Source organism: Helicobacter pylori HUP-B14, assembly GCF_000259235.1.
GTDB lineage: Bacteria > Campylobacterota > Campylobacteria > Campylobacterales > Helicobacteraceae > Helicobacter > Helicobacter pylori_CU.
The window spans coordinates 768765-785057 of record NC_017733.1; the positions used below are offsets into that span (position 1 = coordinate 768765).

The 16293-nt window shown below is 38.0% G+C and carries 16 protein-coding genes and 1 other RNA gene; 8 read left to right on the forward strand and 9 right to left on the reverse strand.

Annotated features, from left to right (window positions below; genetic code table 11):
* Positions 1 to 113: 113 nt before the first annotated feature.
* The 9 genes from rnpB to mltG all read right to left on the reverse strand — a co-directional run bounded on the left by rnpB (position 114) and on the right by mltG (position 8165).
* Positions 114 to 429, reverse strand: an RNA gene (gene rnpB, locus HPB14_RS07780) — RNase P RNA component class A.
* Positions 430 to 464: 35 nt separating this feature from the next.
* The gene (locus tag HPB14_RS03700; protein ID WP_001031610.1) at positions 465 to 1937 is read right to left on the reverse strand and encodes a disulfide bond formation protein B; all 1473 of its coding nucleotides are present in this window, start codon (positions 1935 to 1937) and stop codon (positions 465 to 467) included.
* Positions 1938 to 1946: 9 nt separating this feature from the next.
* Positions 1947 to 2111, reverse strand: a complete 165-nt coding sequence (locus HPB14_RS03705; RefSeq protein ID WP_000394802.1) for a hypothetical protein — start codon at positions 2109 to 2111, stop codon at positions 1947 to 1949.
* A gap of 147 nt (positions 2112 to 2258) precedes the next feature.
* Entirely contained in the window at positions 2259 to 4034 is a 1776-nt protein-coding gene (locus HPB14_RS03710) for an HAD-IA family hydrolase (protein WP_000335073.1), read from the reverse strand.
* A gap of 112 nt (positions 4035 to 4146) precedes the next feature.
* The gene (locus tag HPB14_RS03715; RefSeq protein ID WP_000388018.1) at positions 4147 to 4701 is read right to left on the reverse strand and encodes a 2-oxoacid:acceptor oxidoreductase family protein; all 555 of its coding nucleotides are present in this window, start codon (positions 4699 to 4701) and stop codon (positions 4147 to 4149) included.
* Complete coding sequence (locus HPB14_RS03720; RefSeq protein ID WP_000885326.1) at positions 4701 to 5522, reverse strand: 2-oxoglutarate ferredoxin oxidoreductase subunit beta; 822 nt, start codon at positions 5520 to 5522, stop codon at positions 4701 to 4703. Before HPB14_RS03720 ends, HPB14_RS03715 begins: the two co-directional genes overlap by 1 nt.
* A gap of 1 nt (position 5523) precedes the next feature.
* A complete protein-coding gene (locus HPB14_RS03725) occupies positions 5524 to 6651 on the reverse strand; it encodes a 2-oxoglutarate synthase subunit alpha (RefSeq protein ID WP_001206864.1) in 1128 nt (375 codons plus the stop codon).
* The gene (locus tag HPB14_RS03730) at positions 6651 to 6992 is read right to left on the reverse strand and encodes a 4Fe-4S dicluster domain-containing protein (protein ID WP_001096895.1); all 342 of its coding nucleotides are present in this window, start codon (positions 6990 to 6992) and stop codon (positions 6651 to 6653) included. Before HPB14_RS03730 ends, HPB14_RS03725 begins: the two co-directional genes overlap by 1 nt.
* 183 nt (positions 6993 to 7175) lie before the next feature.
* Positions 7176 to 8165 carry an endolytic transglycosylase MltG gene (gene mltG / locus HPB14_RS03735; protein WP_000208793.1) on the reverse strand — a complete coding sequence of 330 codons (990 nt, stop codon included), beginning with the start codon at positions 8163 to 8165 and terminating at the stop codon, positions 7176 to 7178.
* Here mltG and HPB14_RS03740 point away from each other — a divergent pair.
* The 8 genes from HPB14_RS03740 (at position 8083) to HPB14_RS03775 (ending at position 16293) form a co-directional block, all read left to right on the forward strand.
* On the forward strand, positions 8083 to 11022 hold the full coding sequence (locus HPB14_RS03740) for a DUF3971 domain-containing protein (RefSeq protein WP_001042331.1): 2940 nt from the start codon (positions 8083 to 8085) through the stop codon (positions 11020 to 11022). The two genes, mltG and HPB14_RS03740, sit on opposite strands and share 83 nt — an antisense overlap.
* A complete protein-coding gene (locus HPB14_RS03745) occupies positions 11019 to 11249 on the forward strand; it encodes a FeoA family protein (RefSeq protein WP_000174146.1) in 231 nt (76 codons plus the stop codon). Before HPB14_RS03740 ends, HPB14_RS03745 begins: the two co-directional genes overlap by 4 nt.
* 2 nt (positions 11250 to 11251) lie before the next feature.
* On the forward strand, positions 11252 to 11896 hold the full coding sequence (gene nth / locus HPB14_RS03750; protein ID WP_014658473.1) for an endonuclease III: 645 nt from the start codon (positions 11252 to 11254) through the stop codon (positions 11894 to 11896).
* A gap of 81 nt (positions 11897 to 11977) precedes the next feature.
* Entirely contained in the window at positions 11978 to 12349 is a 372-nt protein-coding gene (gene fliN, locus HPB14_RS03755) for a flagellar motor switch protein FliN (RefSeq protein ID WP_001115284.1), read from the forward strand.
* A complete protein-coding gene (locus HPB14_RS03760; protein WP_041199434.1) occupies positions 12346 to 13227 on the forward strand; it encodes a hypothetical protein in 882 nt (293 codons plus the stop codon). The genes fliN and HPB14_RS03760 overlap by 4 nt, the downstream gene beginning before the upstream one ends.
* A complete protein-coding gene (locus HPB14_RS03765; RefSeq protein ID WP_001114772.1) occupies positions 13211 to 14176 on the forward strand; it encodes an energy transducer TonB in 966 nt (321 codons plus the stop codon). The genes HPB14_RS03760 and HPB14_RS03765 overlap by 17 nt, the downstream gene beginning before the upstream one ends.
* A 3-nt stretch (positions 14177 to 14179) precedes the next feature.
* A complete protein-coding gene (gene pyrC / locus HPB14_RS03770) occupies positions 14180 to 15199 on the forward strand; it encodes a dihydroorotase (protein ID WP_000406728.1) in 1020 nt (339 codons plus the stop codon).
* Positions 15175 to 16293: a 3-deoxy-d-manno-octulosonic acid hydrolase subunit 2 gene (locus HPB14_RS03775; protein WP_000433780.1), complete on the forward strand. Its 1119-nt coding sequence runs from the start codon at positions 15175 to 15177 to the stop codon at positions 16291 to 16293. Before pyrC ends, HPB14_RS03775 begins: the two co-directional genes overlap by 25 nt.

The following is a 16293-nucleotide window of genomic DNA, read 5'->3' on the forward strand; positions in this document are numbered from 1 at the left end:
TTGATTTTGATTTCACAGAGTGTAACATAAATCTTTAAAATTTTAAACAATAATCAGGTAAAAAAATAAAAAAATAAAATGATTGAAACTTTATTTAAAAAATCAACACGCAGTTGAGCATTAGAATAAGCCGGGTTCTGTCAATGGATGGCCATTTATCTGGGAAATATTTTGCAATATTCCTCAAGCGAAGCGCGTATCAATTTAGACTTACCATGCGCTTCTTGCTACAAATTGGGTTTGCCCAAACAAGCTAAATCGCTTTAGCTCTGGTGGGCTCTTACCCCACCCTTTCACCCTTACCTTAAAAAGGCGGTTTGCTTTCTGTGGCACTTTCCCTTAGCTCACGCTAGCCATCCGTTAGATGGAATTTTGTCTAATGTAGCCCGGACTTTCCTCTATTCTAAAATAGCGACCATCTTCTAATGCATTAATATGTTAGAAAAAAGTAGCTTTAAAAGAGTTTAAAAATTAAGAGTGTAGAGAATATTTTTATTATTCTCATAGCTCACAAGGACAAGCTCATCGTTTCTAAACCCCCCAGCGTTGATATTTTTAATCTCTTTAGGCAAGCCATAAACTTCAAGGATTTCTTCTTTTGTGGGGTCTATGACTAAAAGCGTGTTAAATTCCTTACTGAACGCATAAAGTTGATTATCCTTTAAAGCCAAAGCGCTAATGACTAACTCGCCCAATCCCCTTTTTTCTTTAAGTTTGGCATTGCCTAATTCCAGTAAAAACTCCCCATGCACCTGTTTATCGCTATTGAGCATGGAGATGATAATCAAATCCTTATAACGCTTGTTAGGAGCGGTGATCAAATAAGTGAATTTAGCCCCTCTTCTTGCAGCGCTAATATAGTAGTTTTTTGCCCTAGAAGTTTTTAAGCGGCTGCGCTCCACTTCATCAAAAGAGTCAGCCCCTTCTAAAAAATAAGGGAAGTTTTTAAGCGCGTTAGCGTTTTTGTTAGGAGTGATTTCTACGCTCGTTTTATTATTGCCCATGATCACAATGTTTTCATCTTCGTTGAAATCCGCCCCCACGAACGCCCCCACCGTCGCACTATAATAGCTATCCAACACCATATGGCTATGAATGGTTTTCAAATCGTTACTTACAAGATAAAGCCCTTGGTTTTCTGTAGTAAGGATCGCCTTGTCTTCATTGAAACTCAAATCCGTGATCGCTCCGTTCAGTTTTAAAAAAAGCTCTTCTTTTTTTCCAATCTTTAGAGTTTTTGTAATTTCTAAAGGCGAATGCTCATAATCATTATCTTTAGGCAAAGCGCTCAATTTCAAAGGCTCGCCCACATCTCTTCTGCCTAAAACGCTTCTTGGGAATTTCAAATGATCCCAATTCTCCATAGACCAGACCGATTCTTTCAGATTCCAAGAAAAACGCACCGGATCGCTTTGCCCTATGTAAGGGAAAGGCCCGGTAGAAATAAACGCTTGCACAGCGTTAGAACCCACCACTATAAAGAAAACATAAAAAGCGCTTTTTTGGAGTGTGTTTAACGAATCATCTTTAAAAAGTTGGGTATTAGGGGCAAAAAAGAGCAAAACCGCTAAAAGCACCACCACGCTAAAAAAAACAAAAAGCGCCCAAAACTGCGTGTGCAAGCCCAAAATAGCGAGCGCGAATCCCTGCCCCACATCTTCTAACGCATGGCTACCGGTATGATAAAAGCTCTCATATAACCCGCTACTAGCCATGAGCAATAGCAGGGCAATGTATTTAGGCTTAAACCCAAAACGCACCACCAAAAGCGCCACCGCCCCTATTAAAATCATGTTGATGCGTTGTGCCCAGCAAAAAATACAAGGCGAATCTTTCAAAACATAGCCAAAATAAAAATTCGCTAAACCCACAGGAAAGATCAAAATCCCTAAAACCGCCAAAGAAAAAAGATTGTAAAATCGGGTTTCTTTATTCATGCATCCCCCTTATAGATTCATATTAGGCAAAGTGCTAGAGCTATGGGCTATAAAAATAATAAGCTCCACCAACCACACCACAATCAAAATCCCAAACGCCCAATTTTCTTTTTCAGGCTTTTTAAACGCTATCAAAATAGCGGCTAGACTTAAAATCAGTCCTAAAAACTCCATGCCGTTCCTTAAAATTTTCGTAGGATTATACTCAAAAACAAACTATTGGATAAATAAAAAAATATCTAGTGGATAACTTTTGAGAGAATTATATTAAGGGAGAAAGCCCTATTTATCCATATTTGATTAAAAACAGAGCCAATTTTATCATTTCTTTTTTAACTTCCCATAGATTTTTTTAATTAGAGATAATATTTTAAACAACCTCTCTTGCTTGTTTGTCCTAAGGCTTCTTTTTAATACGCCATAACTTTGTGAAGGTTTTAAAATACAAGACAACAAAGAAACATCGTTGCAAAACAAGGGCAGAGCGTTTTTATGCGTCGCATCTGGAAGAAAATAAATTTGTTTAAATTGCTCTTGATCTTGAATGCTAGGATTGTCAATAAAGAAATTCACCCATTCTATCACATCATAAATGCCTAAAGAAATTTGACTTTCTTTAAAATATGAAGCATATCCAACAGCCCCTTCTACTATTTTTTCATAAGCTTTAGAGCGGTGTTTTTCACAAGATGAAACATCTTTTTGATAAATTGGAACGCCATTTTCTACATTTAAAATAGGGTATTCAGGGCTTGTTAGCAAAAACTCCATAAAATCCCAATTATGAAAATAAATGGATTTAGGGTGTGAAAAAGGTAAGAAACTCGCGCAATCATAATTTAAAATTCTTAGGAGATCCACATAGCACCCAAAAACTTCTTTGTTTAAAGCTTTTTGGATTAACCCTTGCGAAGAATAGCCTAAAGTAATCGTATCTACAATAGCGATATTTCCCTCTAAATTTGATGAATACAAGTATTTTCTGTAATTATCTAAACATTTTAACGCTAAATGGCGGCAGTATTCAAAGTTACTATATATGTATATATATGCTTGTTGGTTGGTGGTGATTTGTTTCTTTTTAATTTCTTCTTCGCCTTCTAAAATACGCAAAATTTCCAAACTCTCGCCCTCTACGACTTCTAAAAATACCGCTTTTTTTAAAATTCTGGGAGCATAGACATAAGTAGTTTTATATGAATTTGGATATAAAATATTAAAAATTTTTTGCAATAAATAACCATCTCGTGCAACAAACACTAAAGTATCAATATTTCTTTTATGAATCTCTTTATAGATAAACTGGCAATAAGCAACGGCTGCAATTCCTGCTTGCATCGCTCCCAAAAGAAACCAATAATCAAATTTTTCATGTTTTTGAATATAATTTTTATGAAAAACGCATAAAGATCCTAAAATGAAGCTTTGTGCAACACTGGTTGGACTAAATGTTTTGTATTTAGGAAAAATTTCTTCAAATTGCTTCAATACGCTTTTTCTAAATAGCGTTGCTATACCTAAACCTTTAGGCATAGCGTCATCTGCCCAAGAATTATCACCAATATGCAACATTTGTGTGTGAGTAATATTTTCTTGTTTTAAAACATGTTTAAACAAATCCTTTGAATGTTTAGTAAGCATTATATGGCTACTAAGATAGAAATTTGTATAACCATCAAAACCCTTAGAAATTAAAATATCTTCAAGGACTTCTAAAGGTAAATACATATCTGATACAATAATCACTCTTTTATTGTTCTCTTTAGCGAAACGATAGAGTTCTAACATCTCTAAGTTTGGAATAAGCACCTCTTTTTCAGTGGCAATTTCTACTCCCTTATATGAATGAAACTCTTTTGGGATTTGATGATAAATTTCATCTAGAGTAATGTCTTGTCTTTTACTGATTTCTCTAGATTGCATTTCTGCCAGGATCCTTGCTTGATGAAAACCTTTAATATTGTATTTAGTCTCAATATACAAGAACAAATCTGTGGGTTTAATGAAAGGTCTTAGAAGAAGGGTATCAAAAATATCAAAAGAAATCACATCATATTTTAAAATCTCACTTTTTGCCCCATCCAAAAATTTGCACATACAAGAATCCTTTGTAAAATTTGAGCATTATATCATTTTTTTTTTTTTTCAAAAATACAAAAAAAGGGGAAAAAGCTATAGCTAAAGAAAAATAAGATAAGGAGTTACCCCCTTATTTTTTCAAAGCTTCTAAAGCATGTTTTTTGCCAATTTCAAAGGCTTTTTTGTTCGTTTCAGCGACTTTTGCAGGGACTTTTTTAAGCATGGTGTCTAGCACGATATTTTCTTCTACGCATTTAGTAAGCTCCACGGTAATCGCTAACGCCACCACAGATTGCGTGATAATGTTACCCACTTCATCTTTAGCGATACTAATGATAGGGATTTTATAAAGCTGATACTTTTCTTCATCTTCTTTAGTGGGGGTTACCAGATTAGGATCAATGACAACGATACCGCCTTTTTTAATATCGCTTTTAAACTGGTTGTAGCTGATTTGAGCGACTGAAAGCATGAAATCAATCTCACCCTCTTTAGCATAAGGGAAAATAATTTCATCTTTATCTAGCAAAATATCCACCTTAGTGGGCCCTCCACGCACTTGCGAAGTGTAAGTGGAAGTCTTAGTGCCATAGCCCCCACTCACAATCTTAGCCTCAGCTAAAATCTCCCCCGCTAACAACACGCCTTGCCCTCCAACGCCTGTAAATCGTAACTGCGCTTCCATTATTGTTTTCCTTGTGCTTTTTCAATGATTTCTTGATACGCTTCGCAATATTCTTTCCTGTCCGTGTCATGCTTTAAAACGCCTGTAGGGAATTTATCCACCCTTTCTTCAGGGCTCATGGCTTCAAATTGGCGTTTGCTCACTAATCGGCTTTCCATCCATTTCAGCATTTGAGACGCTTCGCCCATTTTATTCTTGCGCCCTAAATTGATATGGCAATTGCTATGGACATCAAAGAAGCTAAAGCCCTTGTGCGTGAAACCTTCTTTAAGCACTTTTTCTAATTTTTGAGGGTCTAAAACGCTCTCTCTAGCCACAAAACTCGCCCCTGCAGCGGTGGTTAAAGCGCATGGGTCAAATTGGTTGTCAATATTCCCCCATTGAGCCGTAACCGTCCACATGCCATTAGGTGTGGTGGGCGAAGTTTGGGAGTTAGTCAAACCATAAATGAAATTATTCACTAAAATAAAATTCAAATCAATGTTTCTTCTGCATGCATGCATGGTGTGATTGCCTCCAATCGCAAAGCCATCGCCATCGCCAGAAACCACGATCACATGCTTACTAGGGTTAGCCATTTTAATCCCTGTCGCATACGCTACAGCCCTGCCATGCGTGGTGTGAACGGTGTTGCAATTCACATACGAACTCATGCGCCCGCTGCAACCAATCCCGCTCACCAAGCACACATCATCCATTTTCCAACCTAAAGCGTCAATCGTGCGGATAATGGATTTTAAAATCACGCCATCGCCACAGCCCCAACACCACAAAGTGGGTATTTTATCCACACGCAAATATTCATCATAATTAAACGCCATTTTAAAGCTCCTTCAACTTTGCGATGATTTGTTTAGGCGAAATCGTGCGCCCATTGGCTTGCCCAAAGAAATGCACCTTTCTTTGCATAGCCCTTTCAATTTCTTCTAAATACTGCCCCTTATTCAATTCAATCACAAGGATTTTTTCGTATTTATCCCCTATTTCTTTCAAGCGTTTAGCCGGGCTTGGCCATAAGGTTTTAGGCCTGAAAAAGCCGACTTTTTGCTTGCTTTCTTTATTGTAATCTTTCAAGGCTTCTTTAACCGCTAGAGAAACCGAACCATAAGCGATAACAACGACTTCAGCACCCTCTAGATCCATTTCCTCATTTTCATTGATAATGTCTTGCTTGGATTCAATCTTATGGAATAATCTGTCAATCAAATCCCCTCCGATTTTGGCGTCTTCAGTGGGAAAGCCAATAGGCCCATGGTGCAAGCCTGAAACATGGTAGCGATAGCCTTTGAAGAAAGGGTTTAAAACGGCCGGTTCATCTTGTGCGACCCCATAAGGTTTGTAGTCTTTTTTATCGCCCACAAATTCCTTACGATTAATGGTCATCTTTTGCACTTCTTCTAAATCCGGGATTTGCACTTTGCCATACATATGTCCCACGGTTTCATCCATGAGCAAGAATACAGGAGTCATGAGCATTTCAGCCAAATTGAACGCGCGAACGGTCTCTGTGTAAGCTTCTTCCAAATTCGCAGGAGCGAGCGCAACGGCTTTAAAATCCCCATGTATGGGGTGTCTTAAGAAATTCACATCGCCTTGAGCCACACGAGTAGGCATTCCGGTTGATGGGCCTGAACGCATCACATCAGCGATCACTAAAGGGATTTCCGCCATGAAAGAATAACCGATTTGCTCCACTTTCAATGAAATACCAGGCCCAGAGCTTGCTGTCATAGACTTCGTCCCGCTCATGCTCGCTCCTAAAGACACGCTAATCCCGCTGATCTCATCTTCCATTTGGATAAAATGGCCGCCGCATTTGGGTAAAGCCACGCTCATCGCATGCATAATATCCGAGCTTGGCGTGATAGGATAACCTCCAAAAAACCGACACCCCACTTCAATCGCCGCTTTAGCGACTAATTCATTCCCATCAGAAATAATCTCACGCATTATTTGCCTCTCCCTTCTAAAATAGTCTCTTCTAAGAGCATGTATTTATTGGCCTTAACCTTTTCGCTTCTTTCTTGGGCTTCTTTAGAAACTTTAGCGAATTTGAAATCCTTCCTGTCAGCCACATAAATCGCAAAATCCGGGCAGTGCAACTCGCATTGCACGCAACCGATACAACTCTCTGGATAAGCTACTTTGGCCACTTTTCCAAGCACCCTTTCTTTTTCGATCCCCATGCCAAGAACCCCAGCAGGGCATACCGATACGCAAATATCACAACCCTTACACCTGTCTTCATTCACCCAAACGGCAACCCCATCTGGAGCGCTCATTTTAGCCATTCATTCTCCTTTGTGCTAAAAGCTGTTCTAAAGCCCTAGCAATCAAAATTTGCCTAAAATTGTAGCAAGCCTTTTTTAATAAAATCTAAAATGCTTTAATAGTAAGAACTTAAAATTAAAATGAGAAAATACTAAACACTTTTTACTCAATTTAAAAGAAAAAACGCCCCATTAACCCTAATTTTAAAAATGATTATTAGAAAGATTAATGTTTTTTAAATGCTCCTTATAAGTCGCGCTGAAAGCATGTTTTTTATCCGGCATTTTCACAAAATACAAAAAGTTAGTTTCTTTAGGGAATACCACCGCCCTAATCGCTTCTAGGCTCACGCTCCCTACAGGATTTTTAGGCAAGCCCTTAAATTTATAGGTATTGTAGGGGGTGTTATCGGTCTTAATGCGTGCTTTGGTTACTTTAGCGTGTGAAAATTCCTGATAATTCAAAGCCCCATCCATTTGCAAAGGCATGCCTTTTTTCAAGCGGTTAAAAATCACGCTCGCAATCAAGGGCATTTCTTCAACATTAGCGGCTTCTTTTTGCACAATAGAAGCGAGAATGATTTTTTCAAACCACTCTTCTTTATGGTAGTATCCAAGCCATTGTTTGCTTAAGGATTCGTGTTTTTTCATGGATTGACTGATCAAAGTTTGCATGATTTTAAAAGCGTCCTCCCCTAAAGGCAAATGATAAGTGTCTGGTAATATCACCCCATCTTCTATCACAGAGCCGTTTAATCGTGGCGCAATGCTTTCATAAGCTTCATTGAGATCGCTTGTTTCTAGTTGGTAAGTCTCGCTCAAAATTTGCGTGAAAAAATAGCGGGTTTCTCCAGGGATTAGAGTCGCGCTTTTTTGCGCCGCTTTTGCTTTAATCAAACGGACTAAAAAATCCCCCTTCCTTAAAGCCCCATCGCCCATATCAATATAACCTTTTTTAGGCATGCCCATTAAGCGTAAAAAAAGCAAATCCAAAGCGTTAATATCCACGCCCTGATCTTTTAAAGAAAAAAACACTTTTTTGAGCGAACCTTGCGGGACAACCACCACTTTGTTAGGATAAATTGGTATACTTAAATAAAAAAGAATACTAATGAATAAAAGAAAACATGTATCCAAGAAAGTATTTAATGTCATTATCTTGTTTGTGGCAGTATTCACTCTTTTAGTCGTCATTCACAAAACCCTTTCAAACGGCATTCACATACAAAATTTAAAAATTGGAAAGCTTGGCATTTCTGAATTATACTTAAAACTTAATAACAAGCTTTCTTTAGAAATTGAACGCATTGATCTCTCTTCTTTCTTCCATCAAAAACCCACTAAAAAGCATTTAGAAGTTTCTGATTTGATTAAAAATATCCGTTATGGCATTTGGGCGGTGTCTTATTTTGAAAAACTTAAAGTCAAAGAAATCATTTTAGACGATAAAAATAAAGCCAATATCTTTTTTGATGGGAATAAATACGAGTTAGAATTTCCGGGAGTCAAAGGGGAATTTTCCCTAGAAGATGATAAAAATATCAAGCTTAAAATCATCAATCTGCTTTTTAAAGACATTAAAGTCCAAGTGGATGGCAACGCCCACTATTCACCTAAAGCTAGGAAAATGGCGTTCAATTTGATTGTCAAGCCCTTAGTTGAACCCAGCGCTGCAATTTATTTGCAAGGGCTAACCGATTTAAAAACCATAGAATTAAAAATTAACACTTCTGTAATGAAAAGCCTAGCGTTTTTAAAGCCTCTTTTCCAACGCCAATCGCAAAAAAATTTAAAAACATGGATTTTTGACAAGATCCAATTTGCTAGCTTTAAGATTGATAACGCTTTAATCAAAGCTAATTTCACTCCCAGCGAGTTTGTCCCATCGCTTTTGGAAAATTCTGTAGTTAAAGCCACTTTGATGAAACCTTCAGTCGTTTTTAATGATGGCTTATCGCCCATTAAAATGGATAAAACCGAATTGATCTTCAAAAACAAACAGCTTCTCATACAGCCTCAAAAAATCACTTATGAAACCATGGAATTAACCGGCTCTTACGCCACTTTTTCCAATTTGTTAGAAGCCCCCAAGTTGGAGATTTTTTTAAAAACGACCCCTAATTATTATGGCGATAGCATTAAGGATTTATTGAGTGCTTATAAAGTCGTTTTACCTTTGGATAAAATCAGCATGCCATCTAGTGCAGATTTGAAACTCACCTTACAATTCTTGAAAAACACCGCCCCCTTATTTAGCGTTCAAGGCAGCGTTAATTTGCAAGAAGGCACTCTCTCGCTCTATAATATCCCCCTTTATACGCAAAACGCTAGCGTGAGCCTAGATATTACCCAAGAATACCAATACATCTACATAGAAACTACCCACACCCGCTATGAAAACATGCTGGATTTAGACGCTAAAATCGCTTTAGATTTGAATAAAAAAACCCTTTCTTTGGATTCTTTAGTCCATAAAATACGATTCAACACTAATAATAGTGTCAACATGCGTTCTTATGGCTTGAACAACGACCCAGATAACCCACAGCCTACTAAATTTTCTTTAGATTTAAAAAGCTTGCATTCTATTATTCAAGAAGGTGAAAACTCAGAGGTGTTTAGAAGAAAAATCATAGACACCATTAAAGCCCAAAGTGAAGACAAATTCACTAAAGATGTTTTCTACGCTACAGGAGACACTCTCAAAAACCTTTCTTTGAATTTTGATTTTTCTAACCCCAACCACATGCAATGGAGCGTGCCGCAACTCTTATTAGAGGGCGAATTTAAAGATAACGCCTATGTTTTTAGGATCAAAGATTTGAAAAAAATCAAGCCCTATTCCCCTATTATGAAGTATTTCGCCTTAGAAGATGGCTCTTTAGAAGTTTCTACGAGCGATTTTATCAATATTGATTTTTTTGCTAAGGATTTAAAAATCACTTTACCCATTTATCATAGCAACGGCAGGCAATTTGATTCCCTCTCTTTATTTGGTTCTATCAATAAAGATGAAATTTCTGTCTATACTCCAAGCAAAAGCATATCCATAAAAGTTAAGGGGGATCAAAAGGATATTACCCTTAATAACATTGATTTGAGTGTTGATGATTTCTTGGATAGTAAAATGCCAGCTATTGCGGAATTATTCTCCAAAGAACGAAAAGAAAAGCCTAGCTCTAAAGAAATCCAAGATGAAGATGTTTTCATTAGCGCCAAACAACGCTATGAAAAAGCCCACAAAATTATCCCTATCTCTACACGCATCCATGCTAAAGATGTCGTGCTGATCTATAAAAAAATGCCTTTTCCTTTAGAAAATCTTGATATTGTCGCTCAAGACGATAGGGTGAAAATTGATGGCAATTATAAAAACGCCATGATCATGGCGGATTTAGTGCATGGGGCTTTGTATCTTAAGGCTCATAATTTTAGCGGGGATTATATCAATACCATCCTCCAAAAAGATTTCGTAGAAGGGGGCTTATTCACGCTTATTGGGGCTCTTGAAGATCAGGTTTTCAATGGCGAATTGAAATTCCAAAACACAAGCTTAAAGAATTTCGCCCTCATGCAAAACATGATCAATCTCATCAACACCATTCCCTCCCTCATTGTCTTTAAGAACCCTCATTTAGGGGCTAATGGCTATCAGATCAAAACCGGCTCCGTTGTTTTTGGGATCACTAAAGAATATTTAGGGTTAGAAAAAATTGATCTTATTGGCAAAACGCTTGACATTGCTGGCAATGGGATCATTGAATTGGACAAAAACAAATTAGATTTGAATTTAGAAGTTTCCACTATCAAGGCTTTGAGTAATGTTTTAAATAAAATCCCTATCGTGGGCTATCTCATTTTAGGGAAAGAAGGTAAGGTAACCACTAATGTGAATGTCAAAGGCACGCTGGATAACCCTAAAACCAAAGTGACTTTAGCATCAGATATTATCCAAGCGCCTTTTAAAATCTTGCGCCGTATTTTCACGCCTATTGACATCATCGTGGATGAAGTCAAAAAAAATATTGAATCAAAAAGGAAATTAAAATGACGCTCAATGAAGCCATTAAAGACAAAGTTTATGAAATCGTAGAAATCGCTAACTGCGATGAAACCCTTAAAAAACGCTTCCTCTCTTTTGGTATCCATGAAGGGGTTCAATGCATTCTTTTGCATTATTCCATGAAAAAAGCCACGCTTTCGGTTAAAATCAACCGCATTCAAGTGGCTTTAAGATCCCATGAAGCGCAATACCTTGTCATCAAAGAAAGCGTGTGAAAATGGGTTTAAAACACGCTAAAACAAAAGCCCAACAAATCAAAGAGCTGCTTTTAAAACATTACCCCAACCAAACCACCGAATTGCACCATAAAAACCCCTATGAATTGCTGGTGGCGACCATTTTAAGCGCCCAATGCACGGACGCTAGAGTGAATCAAATAACGCCCAAGTTATTTGAAAAATACCCAAGCGTGAACGATTTAGCGCTCGCTTCTTTAGAAGAGGTTAAAGAGATCATTAAATCCGTTTCTTATTTTAACAATAAAAGCAAGCATTTAATCAGTATGGCGCAAAAAGTGGTTAGGGATTTTAAGGGCGTTATCCCCTCTACGCAAAAAGAATTGATGAGTTTAGATGGCGTGGGGCAAAAAACCGCTAATGTGGTGCTTTCAGTGTGCTTTGATGCAAACTATATAGCGGTAGATACCCATGTGTTCCGCGCAACACACCGCTTAGGCTTAAGCAACGCTAAAACGCCTATTAAGACCGAAGAAGAACTCAGCGATCTGTTTAAAGACAACCTGTCCAAACTCCACCATGCCTTAATCTTGTTTGGCCGCTACACATGCAAGGCTAAAAACCCCTTATGCGACGCGTGTTTTTTAAAGGAATTTTGCGTTTCTAAGGCTAGCTTTAAAGCGTAGTGGCTTTATTTGTTATAAAATTTATAGTAAAATTAAGATTTTATAATCAAAGTCAAATCATTCTTGAAAGAGTAGAGTTTTATGCCAGAAACAGAAGCTAATAAGTTAAAAATAGCCGAAAAAGAAAAAGAGAAAGCGAATAAAGAAAGGGAACTAGAGCTTTCCACTTATTTAGAAGAACTCATTTGCGATTATAAAAACCTTTTAGACATGGAGATTGTTTTTAGTGCGGAACTTGGCTCTACGCAAATCCCTTTGTTGCAAATTTTGCGTTTTGAAAAAGGCTCTGTGATTGATTTGCAAAAACCCGCCGGAGAAAGCGTGGACACTTTTGTGAACGGGCGGGTGATTGGTAAGGGTGAGGTGATGGTTTTTGAAAGGAATTTAGCCATTCGTTTGAATGAAATCCTAGATTCTAACGCCATTGTGTATTATCTCGCTAAAAATTCATGAGATTGTTATTCTTGTTATTGAGCGCTGCTTTGATGTTACTGGCTGAAGAAAAAATACCTTTAAGCGATGATGCCCCCATTAAACTAGTGCATTGGCAAAATGCATTAAAAGAAGTCCAACCTGATTCAAACGCTCTAGCAACACCACCTATAAAGGCCGTGCAAACCACGCTCACTTTTGAAACGCCTTTTAACAAAACGCCTAAAATCATGGAAGTTGAAGGGCAAAAAGTGATCGTTTTAAAAAACGCTCAATTGGATTCTAAAAAAACCATGGATTTTAAAGAAGCCTCTTTGAATGCATTAGAAATGTTTTCCTACCAAAATGACATCTACCTCTTGTCTAAAAAAGCTAAAGCGGGATTAGAAATCCAAGCTTCAAACAGCAAGGATAAAAAGCAGCTCCGCTTTCTTTTTTTGCCCAAAGGTTTTCATTTAGCCCCACCGCCTAGCCTGAAAGAACAATCTCAGCATGCCAATCTCGCAAGCCAAGATGAAAAAGAGCAACCCCAAAGCCCTTTAAACACTCTAGAGTTAAAACCCCCACTGGATTTAAGCCATGCTTACAAGGCGCTAGCGGTTATTGCTGCCTTACTCTTAATATTGTATATAATCAAAAAAAAAATTGTTCCCACACAAGGGTCTTTTTCTGCAAAAGATTTTAAGTTAGAAGTTAGTGTTTTGGGTCGTGTTGGTGCGAACCATAAAATCATTTCAATAGAAACCAATAAGGAGCGTTACTTGGTCTTACTAAGCGATAAATACGGCCTGCTTTTAGACAAAATAAGCCCAAAAACATCTAAGGAAGAACTGATTAAAGAAGCTGAAAATAATATAAAGAATTCAAAATTAGGAAATTTATATGCCGGAAAATTCTAAACTACAACCTGCTAAGTTAGGGAAAAATTTTGATCCTGTGGATCATTCTAACAGGAATTTTTTCTTTTCTCTCATTCTGTCTGTATTGTTACACTGGTTGATTTATTTTTTATTTGAACACAGAGAAGATTTTTTTCCTTCAAAACCCAAGCTTGTTAAATTAAATCCTGAAAATTTATTGGTTTTAAAAAGAGGCCATTCGCAAGATCCCAATAAAAACACCCCGGGCGCTCCTAAACCCACGCTAGCTGGCCCTCAAAAACCCCCAACACCACCCACACCCCCCACTCCGCCAACCCCACCAAAACCTATAGAAAAGCCAAAGCCTGAGCCTAAACCAAAGCCCAAACCAGAACCCAAAAAGCCCAACCACAAACATAAGGCTCTTAAAAAAGTGGAAAAAGTGGAAGAGAAAAAAGTAGTAGAGGAGAAAAAAGAAGAGAAAAAAATCGTAGAGCAGAAAGTAGAACAAAAAGTAGAGCAGAAAAAAATAGAAGAGAAAAAACCTGTCAAAAAAGAATTTGACCCTAACCAGCTTTCTTTCTTGCCTAAAGAAGTTGCACCACCCAGACAAGAAAATAATAAGGGCTTAGACAACCAAACCAGAAGGGATATTGATGAATTGTATGGCGAAGAATTTGGGGATTTAGGCACAGCCGAAAAAGATTTCATCAGGAATAATTTAAGGGATATTGGGCGCATCACGCAAAAGTATTTAGAATACCCTCAAGTAGCGGCTTATTTAGGGCAAGACGGGACGAATGCGGTAGAGTTTTACTTGCACCCTAACGGCGATATTACCGATCTTAAAATCATCATTGGCTCTGAATACAAAATGCTTGATGACAACACTTTAAAGACCATTCAGATCGCTTATAAGGATTACCCACGCCCCAAAACTAAAACCCTCATTCGCATCAGAGTGCGTTATTACTTAGGAGGCAATTAAAAAATGGAAATCACGCTTTTTGACCCTATAGACGCCCACTTGCATGTGCGAGAAAACGCGCTTTTAAAAGCGGTGTTAAGATATTCTAGCGAGCCTTTTAGCGCCGCGGTGATCATGCCAAACCTCAGTAAGCCCTTGATTGACACTCCAACCACCCTTGAATATGAAGAAGAAATTTTAAACCATTCTTCAAACTTCAAGCCTTTAATGAGTTTGTATTTCAATGATGGTTTGACTTTAGAAGAATTGCAATGCGCAAAAGAAAAAGGCATCAGGTTTTTAAAACTCTACCCCAAAGGCATGACCACAAACGCGCAAAACGGCACTTCGGATTTGTTGGGTGAAAAGACTTTAGAGGTTTTAGAAAACGCCCAAAAATTAGGCTTTATTTTATGCCTCCATGCAGAACAAGCCGGGTTTTGTTTGGATAAAGAATTTTTATGCCATAGCGTTTTAGAAACTTTCGCCCTTTCATTCCCCAAACTCAAAATCATTATAGAGCATTTGAGCGATTGGCGCAGTATCGCTTTGATTGAAAAGCATGACAACCTCTATGCGACTTTGACTTTACACCATATCAGCATGACTTTAGATGATTTATTAGGGGGGAGTTTGAACCCGCATTGTTTTTGCAAGCCTTTAATCAAAACCAAAAAAGACCAAGAAAGGCTTTTATCCCTTGCTTTAAAAGCCCACCCTAAAATCTCTTTTGGCTCTGATAGCGCCCCGCATTTTGTCTCTAAAAAGCATAGCGCTAACATCCCGGCGGGCATCTTTTCTGCCCCTATTTTGTTGCCTGCGTTGTGCGAACTTTTTGAAAAACACAACGCTTTAGAAAACTTGCAAGCCTTTATCAGCGATAACGCTAAAAAAATCTACGCACTAGACAATCTACCCAGTAAAAAAGCGCGTTTGTCTAAAAAACCCTTTATAGTCCCTACACACACGCTTTGCTTGAATGAAAAAATCGCTATCTTAAGAGGGGGCGAAACGCTATCTTGGAACCTTCAAGAAATCGCCTAAAACATGCCGCCTTTTTTGTGGGGCTTTTTATCGTTTCATTTTTAATTATAATGAAGCGCCAAACCCCCCCCTATGCTTTCACGCATAATCAAACCCTTGTTACTCAAACCCCCCCCTATTTCACGCAACTCACTATCCCTAAACCAAATGACGCTTTAAGCGCGCATGCGAGCTCTTTAATCAGCTTGCCTAACGACAATCTTTTGAGCGCTTATTTCAGCGGCACTAAAGAAGGGGCAAGGGATGTGAAAATCAGCGCGAATCTTTTTGACAGCAAAACTAATCGCTGGAGCGAAACCTTCACTATTTTAACCAAAGAAGAGCTTTCTCATCATTCGCATGAATATATCAAAAAACTAGGTAACCCCTTGCTTTTTTTGCATGATAATAAAATTTTGTTGTTTGTCGTAGGGGTGAGCATGGGCGGGTGGGCCACTTCTAAAATCTATCAACTTGAAAGCGCTTTAGAGCCGATTCGTTTTAAGTTTGCGCGAAAACTCTCTTTAAGCCCTTTTTTAAACTTGAGCCATTTAGTAAGGAATAAACCCTTAAGCACCACTGATGGCGGTTTTATGCTACCGCTCTATCACGAATTAGCCACCCAATACCCCTTGTTGTTGAAATTTGACCAACAAAATAACCCACGAGAGCTTTTAAGGCCTAATGCCCTAAACCACCAGCTCCAACCAAGCCTAACCCCCTTTAAAGATTGCGCTATTATGGCGTTTAGAAACCATTCTTTTAAAGATAGCCTCATGCTAGAAACCTGTAAAACCCCAACCGCTTGGCAAAAACCCACGCTTACGAATTTGAAAAACTTGAATGACGCTTTGAATTTGATCAATTTAAACGAAGAATTGTATTTGATCCACAACCCTAGCGATTTATCTTTGCGTCGTAAAGAACTCTGGCTTTCTAAATTAGAAAACTCCAACTCGTTTAAAACCTTAAAAGTTTTAGACAAAGCCAATGAAGTGAGTTACCCAAGCTATAGCCTTAATCCTCATTTTATAGATATTGTCTATACCTACAACCGCTCTCATATCAAACACATCCGTTTTAATATGGCTTATTTAAATTCCCTTCTCAAGTAA

Excerpts from the sequence above, each read along its gene's own strand:
- HPB14_RS03765 (WP_001114772.1), top strand. The coding sequence starts at position 13,211 with ATGCCGGAAAATTCTAAACTACAACCTGCTAAGTTAGGGAAAAATTTT.
- HPB14_RS03725 (WP_001206864.1), bottom strand. The coding sequence starts at position 6,651 with ATGCGTGAGATTATTTCTGATGGGAATGAATTAGTCGCTAAAGCGGCG.
- HPB14_RS03710 (WP_000335073.1), bottom strand. The coding sequence starts at position 4,034 with ATGTGCAAATTTTTGGATGGGGCAAAAAGTGAGATTTTAAAATATGAT.
- HPB14_RS03740 (WP_001042331.1), top strand. The coding sequence starts at position 8,083 with ATGAATAAAAGAAAACATGTATCCAAGAAAGTATTTAATGTCATTATC.
- HPB14_RS03730 (WP_001096895.1), bottom strand. The coding sequence starts at position 6,992 with ATGGCTAAAATGAGCGCTCCAGATGGGGTTGCCGTTTGGGTGAATGAA.
- fliN (WP_001115284.1), top strand. The coding sequence starts at position 11,978 with ATGCCAGAAACAGAAGCTAATAAGTTAAAAATAGCCGAAAAAGAAAAA.
- HPB14_RS03700 (WP_001031610.1), bottom strand. The coding sequence starts at position 1,937 with ATGAATAAAGAAACCCGATTTTACAATCTTTTTTCTTTGGCGGTTTTA.
- HPB14_RS03715 (WP_000388018.1), bottom strand. The coding sequence starts at position 4,701 with ATGGAAGCGCAGTTACGATTTACAGGCGTTGGAGGGCAAGGCGTGTTG.
- HPB14_RS03720 (WP_000885326.1), bottom strand. The coding sequence starts at position 5,522 with ATGGCGTTTAATTATGATGAATATTTGCGTGTGGATAAAATACCCACT.
- mltG (WP_000208793.1), bottom strand. The coding sequence starts at position 8,165 with ATGACGACTAAAAGAGTGAATACTGCCACAAACAAGATAATGACATTA.
- HPB14_RS03705 (WP_000394802.1), bottom strand. The coding sequence starts at position 2,111 with ATGGAGTTTTTAGGACTGATTTTAAGTCTAGCCGCTATTTTGATAGCG.
- pyrC (WP_000406728.1), top strand. The coding sequence starts at position 14,180 with ATGGAAATCACGCTTTTTGACCCTATAGACGCCCACTTGCATGTGCGA.
- HPB14_RS03745 (WP_000174146.1), top strand. The coding sequence starts at position 11,019 with ATGACGCTCAATGAAGCCATTAAAGACAAAGTTTATGAAATCGTAGAA.
- HPB14_RS03760 (WP_041199434.1), top strand. The coding sequence starts at position 12,346 with ATGAGATTGTTATTCTTGTTATTGAGCGCTGCTTTGATGTTACTGGCT.
- nth (WP_014658473.1), top strand. The coding sequence starts at position 11,252 with ATGGGTTTAAAACACGCTAAAACAAAAGCCCAACAAATCAAAGAGCTG.